Here is a 19,578-nt window from a genome sequence, read left to right on the forward strand (position 1 = left end):
CGACCCGGCCGTCCCCCTGACCCCGGGGCGGCCGGGCCGCAGCACCTCGGCCGGGCTCAGACGAAGGCGCTGATCCCGGTCAGCGCCCGCCCGACGATGAGCTGGTTGATCTCCCGGGTCCCCTCGTAGGAGTAGAGGGCCTCCGCGTCGTTGAAGAACCGGACGACGTCGCGCTCGAGCAGGATGCCGTTGCCCCCGAGCAGCTCCCGGGCCCAGCCGACCGTCTCCCGCGCCCGGCTGGTCACGTAGCTCTTGGCCAGCGCGGCGTGGTCGTCGCGGAACACGCCCTCCTCCTGCAGCTGCGCCACCCGGACGGCCATGCCGAGGCTCGCGGTGACGTTTCCGGCCATGCGGGCCAGCAGGTCCTGGATGAGCTGGAACCCGGCGATCGGGCGGCCGAACTGCTCCCGCTCCTTGGCGTAGGCCAGCGCGGCCTCGAAGGCACCCATCTGGCAGCCGACGGCGCTCCAGGCGACCCCGCCGCGGGTCAGCTTCAGCACCCGGTTGACGTCCTTGAAGGTGTTGCCGCCCTCGAGCTTGTTCTCGGCCGGGATCCGACACCCCTCGAAGGTCAGGTCGGCGTTCTGCACCGTGCGCAGCGCGTACTTGCCCTCCATCTTGGTCGCGCTGAAGCCGGGCGTGCCCTTCTCCACGACGAAGGTCTTCACGGAGTCGTCGGCGACGTCCCGGGCGAAGACGACCACGAGATCGGCGAAGGTCCCGTTGCCGATCCACCGCTTGGCCCCGTCGAGCACCCAGTGGTCCCCGTCGCGGCGCGCCGTGGTCTCCAGCCCCAGGGCGACGTCGGAGCCGCCGTGCGGTTCGGTGAGCGCGAAGCAGCCGATCGTCTCCAGGGCCAGCATGCCGGGCAGCCAGCGCTGCTTCTGCTCCTCCGAGCCGAGGTTGACGATCGACCCCATCGCCAGGCCGTTGTGCACCCCGAGGAAGGTGGCCATCGACGGGTCGACGCGGGCGGTCTCCAGGGCGATGAAGCCGGTGAACAGCCGCGAGGCGCGCGGTGACCCCTCGGTGTCGTAGCTGCGGCCGACCAGCCCCGCCTCGGCGAAGCGCGGGATCAGCTCCATCGGGAAGGTGGCCGCCTCCCAGGAGTCGTTCACCAGCGGCCGGACCTCCTCCTGCAGGAAGGTGCGGATGCCGGCGAGCTCTTCCCGCTCCTCCGCCGACAGCAGCGACTCGTAGGCGTACAGGTCACCGGGTACCAGGTCGTCGGTCATGCGGATGTCCTCTCGTCGGTGGCGTCCCGCCTCCTACCCGTCCTGCCCCGACCGCAACTCGACGGCCGCCGACGGGACCGGCGCCGTGGCGGCCCGGTGGACGGCGTGCTCGATCAGGCCGCGCTCCCCGGCGGACCGGAGCACCGCCGTCCGTATCCGGTCGTCGGCGCCGGGGGCCATCACCGAGAAGGCGACGACGACCCGCCCGCCGGGTGCCAGCACCCGCCGGACGACGTCCCACTCCGGTGCCGGCGGGGTCCAGAAGGCGCGGACGTCGAACGACACGACGGCGTCGAACCAGCGCTCCGGCAGCTCGGCCCCGACCAGCGGCGCGGTCTGCAGGGTCACCCGCCCGTCCTCGACCGCGACGCGGTTCCGCCGGGTCGCCGCGGCCACCATGGTCGCCGAGCGGTCGACGGCGGTCACGTGGCCGACCCCCGGCCGCCGGGCGAGCAGGTCGGCCAGCACGCCGTGCCCGCACCCCACTTCGAGCACCCGCTCCCCGGGTGCGGGGTCCACCAGCCCGGCCGCCCAGGACAGCCGCTCGGACGCCGCCACGGGAGCTCAGCTCAGCATCCGGGTGCCGGGCGGGAGCACCCCGCCCGCGAGCAGCGCCGCCGTCGCGTCCTGCAGCGCCGTGAGTGCCACCCGCTGCGCGTTCGGGCCGGTGGAGACCCGCGCGACGCCCAGCCGCTCCAGCTCGGCGACCGGCGGCGTGGCACCCGGCACGGCGAGCACGCTGAGCCGGCCGCGCCCCAGCGCCCCGGCCAGCGCGGCGATCTCGTCCGCCGCCACCACGCCCGGCACGAAGACCGCGGCGGCCCCGGCCGCCAGGTAGGCCCGGCCCCGGTCGGCCGCCTCCGCCAGCAGCGCCGCCCGGTCGGCCCCGGCCGGCGCGAGCAGGACGACGTCGGTCCGCGCGTTGAGCACGAAGTCGACGCCCGCGGCGCGGCCGGCGGCGACCACCTCCCCCACCGCGGCCACGGCCTCGTCCAGGGGGCGCTGCCCGTCCTCGAGGTTGCCGCCCACCGCGCCGGCCGCGATCGCGCGCCGGGTGGTCTCCCCCGGGTCGCCGTAGCCGGCCTCCATGTCCATGGACACCGGGAGATCCACGGCCGCGGTGATCCGCTGCACCACGTCCAGGTGCAGGTCCAGCGGGATGCGCTCGCCGTCCTCGAACCCCAGGGACGCGGCGATGGAGTGGCTGGCGGTGGCCAGGGCGCCGGTCCCGGCCGTCGCGGCGACGACCCTGGCCGAGGTCACGTCCCAGACGTTGGCCAGGACGAGGATCCGGGGCCCGGTCTGGAGCCGCAGGAGCGCGCGGGCGCGGGACGCCAGGTCGGGCATGACGGCAACCTAGGGGTCACCCGCTGTTCTTGACCAGCGGTCTGGCGCGCAGCGGTTAGGAGAGGCTAACCTCCACACGACGCCCTGGTGTCCGCACCGGGGCCCGCCCGCCCGCCGTCTCCCGTTAGGCGACCACTGCATGTACGTGTGCCACTGCAACGTGGTGACCGACCGCGACATCCTCGAGGCGATCGCCAACGGCGCGACCTGCATCGCCGACGTCGCCCGGGCCACCGGTGCGGGACGGACCTGCGGCAACTGCGTCGACTCGCTCCGCGACCTCGTGTGTCAGCATTGCCCGGTGCGAGCCGAGCGCACCACCGAGCGCCCGGCCGAGCGAGAGCTGGGAGTATCCGGTGCAGCCCGTTAGCCCCCGCGTGGTCGAACTGCTGAACGACGCGCTGACCTTCGAACTCACGGTCACCAACACGTACTTCCTCAACGCGCGCATGCTCGACGCCTGGGGTCTGCCCAAGCTGGGCAAGGTCTTCTACGACCTCTCCATCGACGAGATGCGCGACGCCGACGCCCTCATCCAGCGCGTCCTGCTCTTCGACGGCCACCCCAACCTGCAGCGCCTCGGCGCCATCCGGGTCGGCGAGAGTGCCGAGGAGATGCTGGTGCTGGCCCTCGACAGCGAGAAGGCCGCCGTCGCCCAGTTCAACGCCTCCGCGAAGGAGTGCCACGACCTCGGCGACCACGGCACCGCGTCGGTGTTCGAGGAGATGGTCCTGGACGAGGAGAAGCACGCCGACTGGTTCGAGGCGCAGATCGCGGCCATCGAGCGGGTGGGTGCGCCGCAGTACCTGGCCGCCCAGCTCGCCACCGAGACCCCCTGACGAAGGACCCCTCTGCCCCCCACGCCTCGCAGGCTCGGCGCGGGACCCTGCAGAGGGGCCGAACACCGAGGGCCGCCTCCCGATCACCGGGGAGCGGCCCTCGGTGCGTCAGCCGGCGAGCAACTCGCGCAGCTCCTCCAGCTGGAGGGTCGCCGCGCGCAGCCCGATGCCGGTGTAGAAGACGTCGTCCTCGACCTGGTGGGCCTGCCCGTTCTGCACCGCGCTGAGCCGGGGCCACAGCGGACCGCCGACGACCGCCGCCTCGCCGGACTCGTCGGCGCCGCCGTAGGACGAGTACAGGACGACGTCGGCGTCGGCCTGCGTGATCTGCTCGGCGCTCAGCTCGGCGAACGTGGGGTTGTCGCCCTCCGGCAGGTCGACGTGGTCGAGGCCGATGTCGGCCAGCACCGTGCCGATGAACGAGTCCGGCCGGTAGGCGCGGATCGTGCCACCGACGAACCGGATCGGGCTGACCGTCGTCCCGGCCGCGTCACCGATGTCCTCGCCGAGCTGCGCGGCCTGCTCCTCGTAGTCCGCCAGCAGCTGCTCGGCCTCCTCCTCCTTGCCCAGCGCCTCCGCGTCCAGGAGGAGGTTCTCCTTCCACGTGTCGCCGAGGTCCGCGGCGAAGACCGTGGGTGCGATCTGCCTCAGCTGGTCGTAGATGTCCTCGTGGCGCACCTGGTTGGAGAGGATGAGGTCGGGCTCCAGGGCGGCGATCGCCTCCAGGTCGGGCTCGGCGATCGTGCCGACGACCTCCACCCCCTCGGCGTCCTCGGCCAGGTAGCTGAGGAAGTCGGTGTCCACGGCCGTGGTGACCGCGCCGACCGGTGTCACGCCGAGCGACAGCACCGAGTCGAGCTCGCCGGTGTCGAGGACGACGACCCGCTCGGGCTCCTCGGGGATCTCGGTGCTGCCCATGGCGTGCTCGACGGTGCGCGGGAACGCGGCATCGCCGGCCGCGGCCTGCCCGGTCGAGCCGGCCTCGGGCTCGGAGTCGTTCCCGCAGGCGGCGAGGGTCAGGGCCGCCGCCACGGTGAGGGCGGTGGCCCGCAGGACTCGAGTCGTCATCGTTCTCCTTCGAACTGCCGCGCACGCCCGGGTGGACGCGCGTCTGGATCGACCGGCGCTCGTGTGCAAGACTGCCGGAAGCCAGGTGAGGCTAGCCTAAGTCGAAAGACGCCCCTACCTGCCCAGCCCGGGAGACGCCGTGACCGTCGAGACCGCGCAGATCCCCGCCTACCGCACCTTCCCGGTGCGCGTGGCGCGGGTGCAGCGGCTGAGCCCGAGCTTCCACCGGGTCACCTTCACGGGTCCGGAGATGGCCGCCTTCGCGTCCAACGGCTTCGACCAGCGGATCAAGGTCATGCTGCCGCTGCCGGGCCGGGGCATCCTCGACTGCCCGGCCGGTGACGACTGGTACGGCGCCTGGCGGGCGTTGCCGCCGGAGCGACAGATGCCCATCCGCACGTACACGATCCGGGCGCTGCGCAGCGAGAGCGGCGAGGTCGACGTCGACTTCGTGCTGCACGGCGCCACCGGCCCGGCGTCGGCCTGGGCCGAGCAGGCCACCGCCGGCGACGAGGTCGTCCTGGTCGCGCCGAACGCCCGGTTCCCCGGCGAGACCGGCGGCTTCGAGTGGCACCCGCCGGCCGACGCCTCCTGCCTGCTGATCGCCGGCGACGAGACCGCGGTGCCGGCCATCTGCGCGATCGTGGAGAGCCTGCCCGCGGGCCGGCGCGCCAAGGTCCTGCTGGAGGTGCCGACGGCCGGTGACGCCCTGAACGTCGTCGCGCCGGCCGGCGTGCAGATCACCTGGCTCCCCCGCTGGCCCGCCGACGGCGCCCCCGCCGCGCCGCGGGGACAGCTGCTCACCGGAGCCGTCCTGGACGCGGTGCGCGAGCTGGGCGACCTGCTCTCCCCCGCCCCGGCTCCCGAGCTGGCCGACGTCGACGTCGACGCCGGGATCCTGTGGGAGGTCCCGGCCGAGGACACCGCGGCGCCGGGCTCCTCCGGCGTCTACGCCTGGCTCGCCGGAGAGGCCGGGGTGGTGAGGGGGCTGCGGCGGCACCTCGTCCAGGAGGTCGGTGTCGACCGCCGGTCGGTCGCCTTCATGGGGTACTGGCGCGAGGGCCGCGGCTCCGACTGAGCTCTCCCGTCCGACACCCCATCACCGGCCGGTGTCCAGCTCTCCCTCGTGTCCGTCATGGTGCTGGTCACCCTCGGCGGGCTCGGTCTGCTCTTCGGCTTCTGACCGGTTGCGGCTTCACCCGTTGGGACGTACCACGCGGCCCGCGCTCCAGGAGCGCCCCCGGTGTGCCGATGACCTCGGTGCCGGACCGACTTCCGGGCCGGCCCACCGGTCCCCGGGCCGACGGGTGCGAAAGGACCACCTCGTGATCGCTGTGACCTGCCGCAACGGTGAGCACTTCGCCGTCGACCCCGACCACATCGAGCGGATCGAGCACCACGCCGACACTGTGGTGCACCTGGTCGACGGCACCCACTACGTGGTGACGACGGAGTTCGAGGAGGTGCTGCGCAGCATCGCCGAGCACCGGGCCGGCACGCTGGTCGCCCGGGCGCGGCTGACCAACGGCTACGCCGCCATGCCGACGGCCGCGCGGCTCGCCCGCCGGCACGGCACCGGCCGGGCGCCCGAGCCGGAGCTGGGCGCCCTCCCGAGCTGACGCCGGCGGCCCGGCCGGGACCGCTCCCGCCCGGGCCGCCGGACGCCGGGCTCAGCGGCGGTCGAGCCGCAGCACCTCCATGGTGCGCGCGGCCATCGCCGCCTCGCCCCGCGCGTTCGGGTGCACGATGACCGCGTTGGTCCCCTGCAGCACCGGCTCGACCCAGCGGACGCCGATCGGCTGGCAGGCGTCGTGCCCGTCGGAGACCCGGCTCAGGTCGACGTAGGTGACGCCGGACATCGATGCCGCACGCTTCACCGCGTCGTTGAGGGTGGCCTGGAGCTCGCGCAGGTAGGGGATGTCACCCTCGGCGAGGGTCATCCGGTCGAAGCAGCTGCCGCTGGCCGGCACGATCCAGGGGTACCCGAGGATGGCGACCCGGGCGCCCGGCGCCGCCTGCCGGACCGCCCGCAGCGTCTCCACGAGCGCCGGGAACGTCGTGGTGCGCACGGTGTCGGCGAACGAGCTGCCGTACCGGTCCTTGCACGGGCTGCCCTTGCCGAGCGTGGACAGGCCCGCCGTGCTGCAGGCGATGATCGAGTTGATGAAGACCCCGCTGTCGTTGCCGCCGATGGTCATGGTGACCAGCTGGGTGTCCCGGCTCAGCGCCTCGAGCTGCGGGGCGACCCCCGGGTACTGCCCGGCGAAGAAGTCGCCGGTGTCCGCGCCGCCGCAGGTGACGTCGGTGAGCCGGGCACCGATCGCGCCGGCGATGACGTGCGGGTAGTTGCGGGTCGAGCGCAGGCACTGCGGTGGCGCGGTGAGGTCCGGCGGCAGGACGCCGGAGGCCGCGCTGTAGGAGTCGCCGAGGGCGACGTACCTCAGCGGGGCCGGCGCGGCCTGCGCCGTGGGCGCGACGAGGACGCCGGCGAGAACCGCGACGGCGGCGAGGATGCAGGTAGCGAGACGGCGCACGTCTCCTCCAGATCGGGTGGGAGGGGTGTGTGCGCGGAACAACGCGCGACCTCACCAGGGGTTACGCGCGTCACACGTCTCCGCGCGCCCGCCGCCCCACACGCAGCAGGCCGCCCCTCCCAGTGGGAGGAGCGGCCTGCTCGATCGGGTGGAGCTGAGGGGACTCGAACCCCTGACCCCCACACTGCCAGGCCGTCATGATCGCGTTCGCTGCCGTTCGCGAACGTCCCAAAAGGCCTGGTGAGCAGCGGGTTCACCACGTCGCGGAACGACGGCGAACGCCTGCGAACCAAGATCAAGTTAGACCAACTGCAACCAAAAATGCCACCAGAAGGAGCTGGTTTCGCTTGGCTGTGGCCGATCCCGACGGTGTGCCTGAGGCCACGGGCACGACCGCGACCGCGTGTCCCTGAAGGCGGCCTACGGGACGTTCCGGACGAGCCGGAGACCTACCGAACGGCGAGCGTCTGCGCCGACACGCCCGACGACCACCGGATGGGCGAACTCTGCACCTAAGTGACCCTGCACCTTCTTACGATCTGCCCGTGGACACCCGGTGCGAGAAGACCGACCTGCTGGTCGCCCACTGCGACCATTGCAAGCCAAACCGCCATGCCCCGAGGGCGATCCGGGTCGAATTGCTGGAGGTTTCCCCCACCAATTACGCCCACATCCCCGAATGCTGGCACAAGGGCGACGACCCCGACCGCAGTCAGTGGGGGGAGATTCGAAAGAACCCATCCCAGGCATGGGAAAGGCTTGGGAACGGAGACGTCGTCGCTGCCGATGCAGGAGAGCGAGTCGGACTTGAAGCGCGCAGGCGATGCCAGGACTGCGTCAGCCGCAGCCTTCTATAGGGCCAAGACGCCTGTCCCTGAGTGGGCCGCTCTGGGACATCTGGCAGCCTGGGCCGCTTAGGATCACCGGCAGTATGGGCCGCGCCCTGTGAGCCGCAAGACAGGCCCTAGAAGTTGCCCGGGGGCTCCGAGGGGAGCAGCTCCTGCCACTGCCACGTCTTGGGGGCGTTGCGCGGGAGCAGCGACAGGACCCGCCCGCCGGCGCGCCAGCCGTAGGCCCACTCCAGGACGTAGAACTCCCACGGCAGCTTGCCGGGACGCTCGCGCGAGAGGTGGATGACCCAGCGGCCTAGGAGGAGGGCGAGGCGGTTGACCCAGGCCCGCTGCTCCATCCAGACGTGCCGGCGGAGCTTGCGGCCGGTGACGCCTCCATGGTTCTCGTGAGTGAGGTCCGTCCAGCCTCGCTCGGTTCGTTGCCAGGGCCGACCCCGGACGTCGGTGATGAACGCGACCGCGGTGATGGGTCCGCCCCAGGACGTCCGGTGGTCTCCGATTGCTGCGCGCCACAGGCCCTCGTCGGCCAGCTCTAGCTCGACCTGCTCTCCGGGCCCCAGGTACTTGTGCCCGGAGATCGGGAAGTCGTGAGCTGGCCGGAGATTCCACGGTCGCCGCACCCCGTACTCGCTGGGGAGGACGTCCCACCGACCGTAGGCCAGACCGACTCCGGCAACGACGATGGCAGCGGGGCTATCGTTCCTGACGACGATCTTGTCCCTCGGCCTCCCGTCCACCGGGCCCGCGTAGTTGTGCACCGGGCGATGATGGACGGCGACATTGGCGATGTACGCCTCTCGCTCCGACCGCCGATTGGCTCGATAGGTCAAGCCGCTGAACGCGGCGGACACGACCGACACGAGGATGGCGACGAGTGAGACCCAGACAGCGGTGGTCATGAGGTCACGCTAGGGACGCCCGAGGACAGTCGCCTTCGGCGGTGCCGGCTCCAGTAGCGCCCTAGACGTTGGTATCCCTTAGTGGGCCGCTTGGGGACACGACTTGGCTCTCGGTCGCTCCGCGCGGGGTTGGCCCCTGCGTGGCCTCAGCTCAGGCGCGCAACGTTCGGCGGGTCCAGCCAGCCGCGCTCCCGAGCGAGGCGCGGCCATCGCCTACCGGCAACCAGCGTAAGGATTCCGAACAGCAGCAGCGGCAGCAGCGACGTGCTCTGCGTCGCGTCGAGGTTGTGCAGACGTCAGGGGGCGGGGACGACCACGACGGCTTCCATGGGGCCGCCGCATTCCTCGGTGCCGCCCACGCGCTCCCAAACGAGGGCCTGCTCAACCTCGGCAACTTGACCCTCGGGCTCAAGCACGGACACCACCATGAAGTCCGGCATGTCCATCATGAACACGGCAGCCGAAGAGCCGGTCAGTGCACCGCTCACCACGAGGGTCAACCCGTCACGGTCCCGCTGCACCGAGCCGCACGGGGACGAGCACCGCGCGACGACAGTCCGCCCCTCCATAGGTGGCCAGTCGTTGGCCAGCCGGACGACGAGGGTCCGGCCGTAGTCCACCGCCGGGCAGGCCCGTGGCGCGCTGCCTGGTCCATCTGCCGGGCCCCCGCAGCCGCTCAGCATCAGAACGGCAGCAGTGCCGACTGCTGCAACCGCCAGCGTCATGGCCGCAGCTCCTCCACGAGCAAGCACAGCGCGCACGCAACGCACCTCCACCGCTTTCAGCCGACCATCGGCCGGCCGACCCGAGGAACCAAGGAAGGCGAACGGTGCCGCACCCGCCTCGGAAGATCAACGCGCGGCGGCGACGGTTCACCGAAGAAGTCCGAAGGCGCCCACCCCGCCAAGAGCGAGCACACAGCTCCAGGAGAGTCGGGCGTCCGTCGGTGTCTCTTAGTGGGCCGCTCAGGGCGCTGCGACGTCCGAGAAGTCGTGCCCCCCGAATCAGCGGAGGGCGCCGATGCCGCCGTCGCTGCTGGCGTCAGCTCCCGCCCGCCTTGAGCGTGGCCCACACGCCAGCGGCCGTCACCAGCGCGCCCACAAGGGCACCGAGTAGGCCCGACTGGAGGTTGCGCCTATGGACCGCCCGGTCCGTTCGAACCGCCTGCAGCAGTCGGTAGTCGATGTCGAGGCCCGCACGCGCCTGGCGGTGAGCTCGGACTCGCTCCTGGATCAGCGGGGAGACGACCGCAAGCGTGAGCGCCAAGAGCGCAACGGCCGCTGGGACCAGCCACCGGGTCAGGTCCCCGCGCGCCCACAGGACGGCGAGCGGGGTCAAGGTTGCGGTGACGGCGAAGACGAAGAGGGCCGGGTACACCCACGCGTAGGTGCGGCGGCTCATTCCGAGCGACTCCCACAGAGCCACGAGGCCAGCGGCGTTGTCCACACCATTGCCAGTCAGCGTGGCTGGTTGGCCGAGTCCGTCGCCGAGGAGCAGCTGCAGCTCGGCGGTCTGAGTGATGGTCATGCCATCGTCCAACGACTTCGTGCGCTCGGATCCGCGAGCACGCAGGTAGACCTGCTGGCGTTCGTCGGACAGCATCCCGGCGAGCTGAGTCGGCTCGACTTGAATCTCAACCGAGGTGCTGTCTTCCACGAGGCCCCAGCGGAAGAATCCGAAGGTGTCCTCCCGTGCGTCCACAGCGACAGCCATCTCGCGCCCAAAGCGGGCCAGGTGAGTCAGGTTCAGGCGCCGCGCTGGCAGCTCGGTTCGCACGCCCCCGAAGGGCATCGGCGTGACGTACACCGGGGTGGGGACAGGTTCCCAGAAGCGCAGCCGCATGGCCGGAATTGTGCCGTCCCGCCTCAGTCCCGGGGCCGGAGGACCCTGGACCTGGGACGTCCACGGTGTCCCATAGTGGGCCGCTCAGGGACAGCAATGCTCCCGGCTTGCTCTTCAGCGGACGAGGCTCAGCGCATGGAGGACCGTCGCGGCATCCTGGTTGAGGGTTGCTGTTCGCTCCGCACTCCACCGGGCCCGAGGCGTCAGAAGGCAAGGCGACACAGTGACCGCGATGTGTGACGCATCGACCACGATGTGTCGGATGTCTCCTCTAACGTGCCCGTATGGCGCAATGCACAGCTCCGCGTGAAGGCCACCGCACCGCGAGTGGTGCTGCAAACTGCCCAGCGTGTAGGGGTGGGCGGTCTCGCCGCTCGTCTTACTCGTCGTACCCGTCCTACGGCGGCCGGTCCTACAGCGGCGGGTCGAGCTACAGCAGCTCGTCCAGTGGTGGGAGCTCGCGTCGGACCAGGGCTGGCCGGATGGTCTCGTACACCCCTCAGGAGTGGGGGACGGTTCAGCCTTACGCCGAGAAGGCGGTGGAGCAGGCGCGCGTCAACCCGGACCGCCGGGACCTCTTCCTCTGCCACGCATGGCCCGACCGGCAGGGCAGCGCCGCCGAGCTCCACGGCCACCTGAAGGTGAACGGCGCGACGGTGTGGTTTAGCGAGGAAGACCTCCCTCTCGGGTCGTTGATGATCCGCGAGATCGACAAGGGGCTCCGCAATTCCCGCATCGGCATCGTGTTGGTGACGCCCGCGCTGCTCGACAGCATCGAGAAGGAGGGCATCGCCGAGAAGGAGCTGGCCGTGCTGCTGAACACCAAGCGCGTCATTCCGGTCACGCACGGGGTCACCTACGAGCAGCTCTTAGACGTGAGCCCCATGCTCGCCTCGCACGCTGGTCTCGATACCGCCGAGTCCTCGCTGGACGACGTGGCCACCAAGATCGCTGCGGCCGCCGCTGCCCTTCCCCCCGCCTGGGAGAACTGAGCCCCCCGTGAGCGGTTGGCCGTGGTCCATAGACATCGTCCCGCAGGACGACGTGCCTCTCGTCGTCTCCGAGCGGACGGTCAGGGCGGCCGTCGAGGCGGCTTTGATGTACACCTACACGAAGGCCGACCTGAGGATCGTGCTCACCGAGGAGCTGCGCCTCGTCCTCCGAGATGAACTCCCGCCGGAGGAGTGGTCCAAGCGGGAGCACATCAGGCACGTCACGCAGGACTGGTCGCTGGCACAGCTCGTCGACCTGGGGCAGCGCGTCGTCGAGCGACCGGATGTTCTCCGCACGTTGGCCGACGACCTTTCGGCGCTGGTCGCGGCGTACCGCCGGTCGTCCGGTGGCGTGTCTGGCGCGGTCAAGAACCTCATCTTCGCGGCCAACGGGCCGAAGCCCGAGTTGGTGCTCCGCGACGCCGTCAGCAACGACGTCGAGATCACCCGCAACGCCGAGTTCTGCCTCATCTACGGCCGGCCCATCGGGGCCGCGGGACTGAGCTTTCAGGCGTTGATCGACTGGTGGCGGGACCGTGAGTCGATCGACGCCTCCATGGACGACCGTGGGGTGGGCCTCCAGCTGTGCGCTCGCCTCCGAGCCAGCCTCGACAACAACCCCGTCGAGGAGCTTGTCTTCAACACCTACCTCAAGCGTTACGCCGGTGGCCGGTTCGACATCCCGGCGCTGATCCCGCAGGTGTACCTGCACTACGACCCCTTGACCCGCCGAGCACGCGGCGCAAGCGGCTCCCCCTTGGCCCGCCAGCGGATGGACTTCTTGCTCCTCTACTCCGACCGCAGCCGCGTCGTAATCGAGGTGGACGGCCGGCAGCACTATGCAGACGAGCAAACGGGCCTGGCCAGCCCCCGGCTGTACGGCGAGATGGTCGCCGAGGACCGTCGGCTCCAGCTTGCTGGTTACGACGTCTACCGGTTCGGCGGCTACGAGCTTGGAGCGGCCGACGCCGAGCGAACGGTCGCCACGTTCTTCGACGACCTGCACGAGCGCATGGCCTAGTACCTCGGCCATCAACGTTCGCCCTGCTCATGCACCACGGGCGTCGGGCTGCGTGTCCTATGCGGCCCACTATGGGACACAGGCATCAGGCTGCCAGTGCAGCCGGCGAACCGTCCGAATCACCACGGCAGAGTCACCAAGGTCCCGGCGAAGCTGAGGACAAGCCCAGCGGCCACCAACGACACTGACTGGCGCTGATCCGCTCGAGCGGCGAGCAGGCGGCGCAGCTCTTGCCCATCGACCTCGAGCTGGTGGTGCGCAAGTCCGACGTCGCGCCGACGGAACACCGCCATGATCGGGTCCTCGTCGACCGGGTTGGCTAGCCGTGCCAGGGACTGGCGGGCGTTCTGCTGGTCGCGGATGACGAGCCGAAGGCCGGCTCCTCCGACGATCAGTCCGGTAACGGCACAGGCGAGTCCGAGGGCGGCGGCTACAGGCACGCCGGCCAGTGTCTGGCTGGAGGCGGGGACCGGCGGCATGGCGCGCCGCTCGGAGCCGCACGGCCGAGGGCCGCCCCTGCGCATCGCCCAAAGCGGCCCAATACGGAAAAGCTGACGTGCCGGCGCGGCGGTCGAGAAGGCGACCGATCCACCTGGGTCTGCCTCTGCTCCAGGGGTGGGCATCGACGAGAGGGGACGGGACCTTAGACAGTGAGAGAATCACCGCTGGGATGGCATGTTTTCGGCCACTGCAACGACATCTCGGAGGTTCACCAGCCTGTCGGATACGTTGACGGTTATAACACCTTCCGCAATGGCATCTACGCGCGTTGATGTCAGCACGTACTGGAAGGTGACCGTTTCTCCGGCATTGGCGTCGACAAATAGATAAAAGGGCTCTGACGTTGCCTTCCCTCGCGGGCGCACATCGTTCATCCTCAGCGTAATGATCGGCGGTTCGTCGTCGCCTAGTTCGATCTCAACCCCGGTGCTCAACGCCGGAATTGTTGGCATTACAGGAAGGTAGGCGGGCACCTCTAGTCCGAGCCCGAGGGCAGGCGGACTCGGGAACTCATCATGCAACTCGTCAGGGTCGGCAAAGGCCCACATTTTGGTGCCGTCCGAGCATCGGAGCACCATCTCAACGTTGGGATAATTCTTCAAGGACGGATTTTGTACCATGACCACGTACGCTGGGTCGTCCCGCGAGATGAGCCGCGAAAAGAAGACATCGACTAGTCGCTCGGAAAGTTCAGTCATATGACTGCTTACTCGGTAGCGATAGCTCGCTCGGCTGCTGTGGTCAAGCAGCATCCGCTCATGTTCCGTCAGCCAAGAGGCCACCGTCTCGTCATCGGCGACAACGCGAATCAGCGGCGGAGCCGTGACGCTGACGTCTAGGTCGAGTGAAGGCGCCTCGACCACGCGCCGCACGATCCGCTCCTGAAGCTTGTCGAAATCTGCATCCGTGGCTGGCGCAGTCTTGGCAGTCCCACGGACGAACACCGTCCCCACCGGCACAACCCGCTTGCCGTCGCTCCACTCTTTGCGGAGCAGCCAGATAAAGTCACCCCACTGCGGGGGCTCCACTAAGACGACGAGCACCTGCTTGCCATCCACGGTGATGTATTGCGGCGACCACTGCGGATGTCGCGTGCCCAGATACTGGCTCATTTTATTGTCCAGGTCGACGGGGTCGATCGGGGTTAGACCGGCCAGATTGCCTGGCTCAGCACCGACGACCATGTAGCCGAGACCACCGAAGTCGTTCTCGACCTGCGGCGGGTACCGGTTGGCCAGCCCGAGAATGCAGCGAGCAACGGCGAAGGCACCGTCCCTGTGACTGAGGTCGAGCGTGCCCTTCCACTCAACGGAGCGACTCTCGTCGTTAGGCTCGGCGGCGACGACAGCCTCGACGAGTCTTTGCAGTTCAGCCGGGCTACGGAGGGCTACGTCCCTCGCGATGTCAAGCACCGGCACCGTCCTGTCTGCAGCGTAGTACGAGCGTATGCCTAGCTCGGCCGGCAGCTGCGGTGTTCTGGGCTCTCAGCGTCGATCCGACGACAGCACCCCCTGCGGTCGCGTCGGGTGTGAACCGACATTGCGGGCATTGTCTCTGACCGACGAGACGTGCGTGGGCGATTGCGTCCGCGTCTGGCTGAGGCAAGGCATCCGCGTTTCTGCCGATCGGCGGTCTCGCCGGCGTCGTATGGCTTCGGGCAGCTGGGTGTCCCTGAAGCCGCCTTCAGGGACACCTCCACGGCTGCCTGCGACGGGAGCTCAGCCAGCCCCCTCCCTACGCCCCACTCCGCAGAGCGACCCAATGCCGGTCGATCCCTACTGCAGGCTCGCAAGATCAAGTGCCACACACGTCTTGCATCTCGGGCTCGAGGACTTGTGGTGCTGGTTGCCGCTGAGGTGGTGCTCCCGACCTGTCATCAGGGCCGTGAGCCGCACCGAGGCGTTCCTTCTTAGGCATCGGCGTCGTCGGTGACGTCGGAACCGTTCTCCGTAGAGCAGGTGGCTACAGACGATGACAAGGCGGGGGGACGCCGGCGACGACCAAGCCGTCTCTGATGTCACCCCGACCCGGCGCGCCACTGAGCGGCAGCACGCCAGGCTCAGGTCCCCGGCGGGCGGTCTCAGGCGCTCGGTCACCCTCGCGCAACTTGCCGAGCGCTGTCGCTCTCACCCTGTCACCCCACCGCCCTTTGCCGACACAACGGTCGCTGAGGCCTGGATGCATGAGGTGTGTCAGGTCGTGGACCTCTCCGGTTGCGCAGTCGAGATGGCCGCGGGGAGCGGTCAGGCCAGGACGCGTGCACGTGGACGACGGTTCACCGTGCGAAGAACCGCTGAGGGGTGACGGGACGCCGTCGCTGCCGGGCTCCTGCCAAGGACCTTGGTCTCGGCCGTTCATTTGGGCTTTCGACCCTGCAGTCGCTCACGGGGCAGCGAGGGTCGTAGGCGGCCTGCGACCGACTAACCGACTTGATCGGTCGCCGTACTGGAGGAGAACCGGGGACCGCCGGAGCAGGTCGGGAGTGCGTCAGCTCGACGGACCTCCCCCGCCGGCACACGGAGACCCGGGCTGCCGGAGAACCGGAGAAAGACAGGAAGTCAGCCGGGCACTGTCAGCAAGCGGCCGGAAATGGCGCCTTCTTCATGTGGGCGTGCGACGCCGGACGCGTGCGCACAAGGCCACGCGACGAGGAGGGCGAGATGAGCGACGCGCAGCGACCTCGGGAGCCGGTCTCCAGCGACCCGCTGCTCCTCACCCCCGAGGAGGCCGCCACGGTGCTCCGCATCGGGCGGACGACGGTCTACGCGCTGATGAAGGCCGGCAACCTGCGCCCCGTCCACATCGGCCGGAGCTGCCGTCTCTCCCGCAGCGAGCTCGAACGTTACGTTCGCGGCTTGGACGCTCCCCGCACCGCTTCTCGCGCGCTGCGCCGGTCCGGGACCACCACGCACCAGCGCGAACTCTTCGAACTGGACCCGACGTCGCCCGATGCCGCGGAGTCCACAACCGCTCCGCCGGTGTCGGACCGCTCGGAGAGACTGACAGTCCAGCCCACGACCCAGGGGTGACCTATGGCGGGACGCGCCTCGAACGGCGAGTCGACGATCTACCAGGCCGCCGACGGGCGCTGGCACGGCTACGTCTCCGTCGGCTTCACCCTCACCGGCAAGCCCGACCGCCGGCACGTCACCGGCAAGACCCGGGCCGTGGTCGTCGCGAAGGTCCGCGACCTGGAGCGCAAGCGTGACGCGGGCACCCTCAGCGCCGTCTCCACCCCGACCGTCGCCGAGTGGCTGGAGCACTGGCTCACCACCATCGCCCCGCGCCGGGTGCGGCAGCGGACATTGGAGAGCTACGAGTCCGCCGTCCGCAAGCACCTGATCCCCGGACTCGGGCGGCACCGCCTCGACCGGCTGCGCCCCGAGCATCTCGACCAGCTCTACACCGCGCTCCTCGACGCCGGCTACTCCCCCGCCACCGTGCTGCGCCACCACCGCATCCTGTCCCGAGCGCTCACCGTTGCCATGCAACGGGGCCACGTCGCCCGCAACGTGGCCGGGCTGGTCGATCCACCGGCCCAGAAGCAGAGCGACATCGCCACCGCCCTCGACCTCGGTGAGGCCCGCGCCGTCCTCAAGGCCGCGGCTGACGTGCGCAACTCCGCGCGCTGGACGGTGGCTCTCGCGCTCGGCCTGCGGCAGTCCGAGGCCCTGGCCCTGCAGTGGAAGGACATCGACCTCCTCACCGGCACGCTCACGGTGCGGCGCAGCATCCACCGCGTCCGCGGCGGCGGGCTGATCTACGAGGAGCCCAAGACCCGGCGCAGTCAGCGCACCTTGGCCCCCCCGATCCCCCTGGCCGCCGAGCTGCACCGCCACAAGGCCGCGCAGCTCGGCGAGCAGATGCTGGCCGGCTCCGAGTGGCACGACGAGGACCTGGTCTTCGCCCAGCCCAACGGCCGCCCGATCGACAAGAAGACCGACCACGACGACTGGACCCGGCTGCTCCGGGCCGCCGGCGTCCGGCACGTCCGGCTGCACGACGGCCGGCACACCGCGGCCACCCTGCTGCTGAGCGAGAACGTCCACCCGAGGGTGGTCATGGAGCTGCTCGGCCACAGCCAGATGCGCACGACCATGGACATCTACAGCCATGTCATGCCGGCCCTGGCCCGCGAGGCCGCCGACCGGATGAGCGCCCTGCTGCTGCCAGGTAAGGGTGGGCAAACTGCAACCACAACTGCAACCAGAGACGACTCAGGCCGCTCCCCAGAAGGGGAACGGCCTGGTCATCGGGGTGGAGCTGAGGGGACTCGAACCCCTGACCCCCACACTGCCAGTGTGGTGCGCTACCAGCTGCGCCACAGCCCCGATCCCGGCCCGGCGACTTCCTCCGGGCCGGGAACGACTGTACAGGGCCGGGCGGCGGGGCCGACGGAGGGGGTCGGCGCGGTGTACCGCGTGGCGGGCCGCGTTCAGCCCTGCGTCATCTGGGCGACGCGGATGTGGTTGCCGAACGGGTCACGGAGGCCGAAGTCGATGCCGTACGGCTGCTCGACCGGGTCCTCGGTGATCTCGACGCCGCGCTCCTTCAGCTCGGCGTGGGTCTTCCAGGCGTCGTCGCAGGTGAAGAAGAGGTGACCGCCGGCCGCCCCCTTGCTCACCAGCTCGCGCACCTGCGCGGCCGTCTCCTCGCTCATCGCCGGGGGCCCGGGCTTCTCCAGCAGCACCGCCCGCCCGGGATCGCCGGGCAGCGCGACGGTGAGGAAACGCATGGGCCCGAAGTGCATGTCGGTCTGCACCTCGAACCCGAGCTTCCCGACGTAGAAGTCGAGGGCGGCGTCCTGGTCGGGGACGTAGATCTGGGTGATGGAGATGGTCGTCAGCATGGGCTGGACGCTAGGGAGCCGGCACCGGCGACCGCTTCTCCGAAACTGCTCGATCCGTCGCCGGCCGGGCCCACGCCATCGCGAAGCAGGTGGGCACCGGCGGGAGCGGCCCGCGCCGGCGATGGGCGCTCGGCGACTCCCCCACGATGTCGCGGAAGACGCGGCTGAAGGTGCCCAGGCTCGAGCACCCGACGTCCATGCAGATCTCGGTCACGCTGCGGTCGGTGGCGCGCAGCAGGAACATCGCCCGCTCCACCCGTCGCCGCTGCAGGTAGCGGTGCGGGGTCTCCCCGAACGCCGCCCGGAAGGTGCGGATGAAGTGGGCCGGTGAGACGTGGGCCAGGCGGGCCAGCGTCGGGACGTCCAGCGGCTCGGCGTAGTCGCGGTCCATGGCGTCCCGCGCGCGCAGCAGCCGCCGGTTGGTGTCCTCGACGGCGTCGGCCACGCCGCGATCAGACCACGGCCGCCCGTGGTTCAGACGTGGACGCCGCGCGCGGCCAGCCACGCGATCGGATCCACCCGCTTGCCCTCCAGGCCACCCTTGTGCACCTCGAAGTGCAGGTGCGGCCCCGTCGACTGCCCGCGGTTGCCCAGCAGCGCGATGGTCTCCCCCGCCTCCACGTACTGGCCCGGCTCCACGAGGATCTTGTCCATGTGGCCGTAGACGGTGACGTCGCCGTTATCGTGGAGGATGTAGACCGCCAGGCCGAAGCCGCTGGCCGATCCTGCGCGCAGCACCACGCCGTCGACGGCGGCGTACTCGGGGGTGCGCATGGGGGCCGCGAGGTCGATGCCGTAGTGGAAGGTCCCCCACCGGCTGCCGTAGCCGCTGGTCAGCCGGGCGCCGGCGACCGGCAGGACGGCCTTGGGTCGCGCGGCCTCCGCAGCTGCGGCCGCTGCGGCCGCTGCGGCCTCCTCGGCCGCCTGCCGCTCGGCGCGCGAGGCGGCGACCTCCTCGAGACGCGCCTGCGCCTCGGCGACGGTGATCGAGGCCTGCGGCAGCACCTCGACACCCTCCTCGGCCGTCAGCAGCGAGGTCTGGGCGGCGAGCACGGAGGTGGCTTCGGCCGCGGGGGCGCCCTGCAGGCTCACCCCGGCCGCGACGACGCCGCCGAGGAGGAGCGACCCCAGCAGCAGCGCCGGGCTGCGCCGGGCCTGCGCGCGGGGTGCGCGCCGGCGGCCACGGCCGCCGGCCGCTCTATCGGCTCGAGGCCGCACCGCCGCCAGCAGCTCCGTGCGGGCCTCCGGGCCGATACCAGCGTCCATGCACCCTGTCCGTCTCGCGTTCCTGGATGTGCGCGCCCCCGATCGGGCACCTCCATCGAAACACTCCGTGACGCATCCGTGACCAGGCGTTCGGCGCGTCGTCCGCGACACGCCGCGACGAGCCGCACCACACGCCCCGGGCGCCACAGCAGCCCCGTTTTCGAGTGACAACCGTGTGATTCGACCCCGGGCGCGAGGACGGATCAGTGATCGGCGATCATGGACGCCCACGGCACACTGCCAGCAGTTTGCGCCGCGCCGGAAACGGGCATTGCCTCCTTCTGGCGTGAAGCATCCGCGCCGCCCCGGTGCGCACCGCTCCCGCTACGCGGCG

General features: G+C 70.5%; 20 protein-coding genes, 1 tRNA gene and 1 pseudogene. 8 read left to right on the top strand and 14 right to left on the bottom strand.

Annotated elements, in window-relative coordinates:
* Positions 1 to 56: 56 nt before the first annotated feature.
* The 3 genes from ACI799_RS07565 to ACI799_RS07575 are packed head-to-tail and all read right to left on the bottom strand — an operon-like array spanning position 57 to position 2,582.
* Positions 57 to 1,235: an acyl-CoA dehydrogenase family protein gene (locus ACI799_RS07565; protein ID WP_456612769.1), complete on the bottom strand. Its 1,179-nt coding sequence runs from the start codon at positions 1,233 to 1,235 to the stop codon at positions 57 to 59.
* A 33-nt stretch (positions 1,236 to 1,268) separates the two neighbouring features.
* Complete coding sequence (locus ACI799_RS07570) at positions 1,269 to 1,793, bottom strand: SAM-dependent methyltransferase (RefSeq protein WP_456612770.1); 525 nt, start codon at positions 1,791 to 1,793, stop codon at positions 1,269 to 1,271.
* 6 nt (positions 1,794 to 1,799) lie between these two features.
* Complete coding sequence (locus ACI799_RS07575; protein ID WP_456612771.1) at positions 1,800 to 2,582, bottom strand: isocitrate lyase/PEP mutase family protein; 783 nt, start codon at positions 2,580 to 2,582, stop codon at positions 1,800 to 1,802.
* Positions 2,583 to 2,721: 139 nt separating this feature from the next.
* Between ACI799_RS07575 and ACI799_RS07580 the strand changes: the two genes are divergently transcribed.
* Entirely contained in the window at positions 2,722 to 2,952 is a 231-nt protein-coding gene (locus ACI799_RS07580; RefSeq protein ID WP_442864507.1) for a (2Fe-2S)-binding protein, read from the top strand.
* A 7-nt stretch (positions 2,953 to 2,959) separates the two neighbouring features.
* Positions 2,960 to 3,421 carry a bacterioferritin gene (gene bfr, locus ACI799_RS07585; protein WP_456612772.1) on the top strand — a complete coding sequence of 154 codons (462 nt, stop codon included), beginning with the start codon at positions 2,960 to 2,962 and terminating at the stop codon, positions 3,419 to 3,421.
* Positions 3,422 to 3,529: 108 nt separating this feature from the next.
* On the opposite strand, the gene ACI799_RS07590 is transcribed toward bfr, so the two are convergent.
* Entirely contained in the window at positions 3,530 to 4,489 is a 960-nt protein-coding gene (locus tag ACI799_RS07590) for an ABC transporter substrate-binding protein (protein WP_456598932.1), read from the bottom strand.
* A gap of 139 nt (positions 4,490 to 4,628) precedes the next feature.
* On the opposite strand from ACI799_RS07590, the gene ACI799_RS07595 reads away from it, so the two are divergent.
* Positions 4,629 to 5,567, top strand: coding sequence for a siderophore-interacting protein (locus tag ACI799_RS07595; protein WP_456612773.1), 939 nt, complete (start codon positions 4,629 to 4,631; stop codon positions 5,565 to 5,567).
* A gap of 247 nt (positions 5,568 to 5,814) precedes the next feature.
* A complete protein-coding gene (locus ACI799_RS07600; RefSeq protein ID WP_456612774.1) occupies positions 5,815 to 6,108 on the top strand; it encodes a flagellar FlbD family protein in 294 nt (97 codons plus the stop codon).
* Positions 6,109 to 6,159: 51 nt separating this feature from the next.
* Here ACI799_RS07600 and ACI799_RS07605 read toward each other — a convergent pair whose 3' ends face one another.
* From ACI799_RS07605 to ACI799_RS07620, 4 genes are all read right to left on the bottom strand, one after another.
* Positions 6,160 to 7,023 (bottom strand): SGNH/GDSL hydrolase family protein, encoded by an 864-nt coding sequence (locus tag ACI799_RS07605; protein WP_456612775.1) that lies wholly within the window; start codon positions 7,021 to 7,023, stop codon positions 6,160 to 6,162.
* Positions 7,024 to 7,987: 964 nt separating this feature from the next.
* Positions 7,988 to 8,773 carry a hypothetical protein gene (locus tag ACI799_RS07610; RefSeq protein WP_456612776.1) on the bottom strand — a complete coding sequence of 262 codons (786 nt, stop codon included), beginning with the start codon at positions 8,771 to 8,773 and terminating at the stop codon, positions 7,988 to 7,990.
* Positions 8,774 to 9,069: 296 nt separating this feature from the next.
* A complete protein-coding gene (locus tag ACI799_RS07615) occupies positions 9,070 to 9,273 on the bottom strand; it encodes a hypothetical protein (RefSeq protein WP_456612777.1) in 204 nt (67 codons plus the stop codon).
* A 541-nt stretch (positions 9,274 to 9,814) separates the two neighbouring features.
* On the bottom strand, positions 9,815 to 10,615 hold the full coding sequence (locus ACI799_RS07620; protein WP_456612778.1) for a hypothetical protein: 801 nt from the start codon (positions 10,613 to 10,615) through the stop codon (positions 9,815 to 9,817).
* Between the two features lie 482 nt (positions 10,616 to 11,097).
* Between ACI799_RS07620 and ACI799_RS07625 the strand changes: the two genes are divergently transcribed.
* Entirely contained in the window at positions 11,098 to 11,607 is a 510-nt protein-coding gene (locus ACI799_RS07625; RefSeq protein ID WP_456612779.1) for a toll/interleukin-1 receptor domain-containing protein, read from the top strand.
* A gap of 7 nt (positions 11,608 to 11,614) precedes the next feature.
* Complete coding sequence (locus tag ACI799_RS07630) at positions 11,615 to 12,628, top strand: hypothetical protein (RefSeq protein ID WP_456612780.1); 1,014 nt, start codon at positions 11,615 to 11,617, stop codon at positions 12,626 to 12,628.
* Positions 12,629 to 12,747: 119 nt separating this feature from the next.
* Here ACI799_RS07630 and ACI799_RS07635 read toward each other — a convergent pair whose 3' ends face one another.
* Positions 12,748 to 13,068, bottom strand: coding sequence for a hypothetical protein (locus tag ACI799_RS07635; protein ID WP_456612781.1), 321 nt, complete (start codon positions 13,066 to 13,068; stop codon positions 12,748 to 12,750).
* A 219-nt stretch (positions 13,069 to 13,287) separates the two neighbouring features.
* Entirely contained in the window at positions 13,288 to 14,541 is a 1,254-nt protein-coding gene (locus tag ACI799_RS07640) for a hypothetical protein (protein ID WP_456612782.1), read from the bottom strand.
* 1,248 nt (positions 14,542 to 15,789) lie between these two features.
* On the opposite strand from ACI799_RS07640, the gene ACI799_RS07645 reads away from it, so the two are divergent.
* Together ACI799_RS07645 and ACI799_RS07650 are read left to right on the top strand one after the other, a co-directional pair.
* Positions 15,790 to 16,158, top strand: coding sequence for a helix-turn-helix domain-containing protein (locus tag ACI799_RS07645; protein ID WP_456612783.1), 369 nt, complete (start codon positions 15,790 to 15,792; stop codon positions 16,156 to 16,158).
* Between the two features lie 3 nt (positions 16,159 to 16,161).
* Positions 16,162 to 17,235 (top strand): annotated as a pseudogene (locus tag ACI799_RS07650) (tyrosine-type recombinase/integrase); the annotation flags it as partial.
* A 152-nt stretch (positions 17,236 to 17,387) separates the two neighbouring features.
* Here ACI799_RS07650 and ACI799_RS07655 read toward each other — a convergent pair.
* From ACI799_RS07655 to ACI799_RS07670, 4 genes are all read right to left on the bottom strand, one after another.
* Positions 17,388 to 17,460 (bottom strand) — tRNA-Ala (locus ACI799_RS07655).
* A gap of 104 nt (positions 17,461 to 17,564) precedes the next feature.
* Positions 17,565 to 17,978, bottom strand: a complete 414-nt coding sequence (locus tag ACI799_RS07660; RefSeq protein ID WP_456612784.1) for a VOC family protein — start codon at positions 17,976 to 17,978, stop codon at positions 17,565 to 17,567.
* A gap of 10 nt (positions 17,979 to 17,988) precedes the next feature.
* A complete protein-coding gene (locus ACI799_RS07665) occupies positions 17,989 to 18,423 on the bottom strand; it encodes a helix-turn-helix domain-containing protein (protein WP_456612785.1) in 435 nt (144 codons plus the stop codon).
* Between the two features lie 29 nt (positions 18,424 to 18,452).
* Positions 18,453 to 19,244 carry a M23 family metallopeptidase gene (locus tag ACI799_RS07670; protein WP_456612786.1) on the bottom strand — a complete coding sequence of 264 codons (792 nt, stop codon included), beginning with the start codon at positions 19,242 to 19,244 and terminating at the stop codon, positions 18,453 to 18,455.
* Positions 19,245 to 19,578: the final 334 nt, after the last annotated feature.

Source organism: Blastococcus sp. SYSU DS0753 (assembly GCF_054051175.1).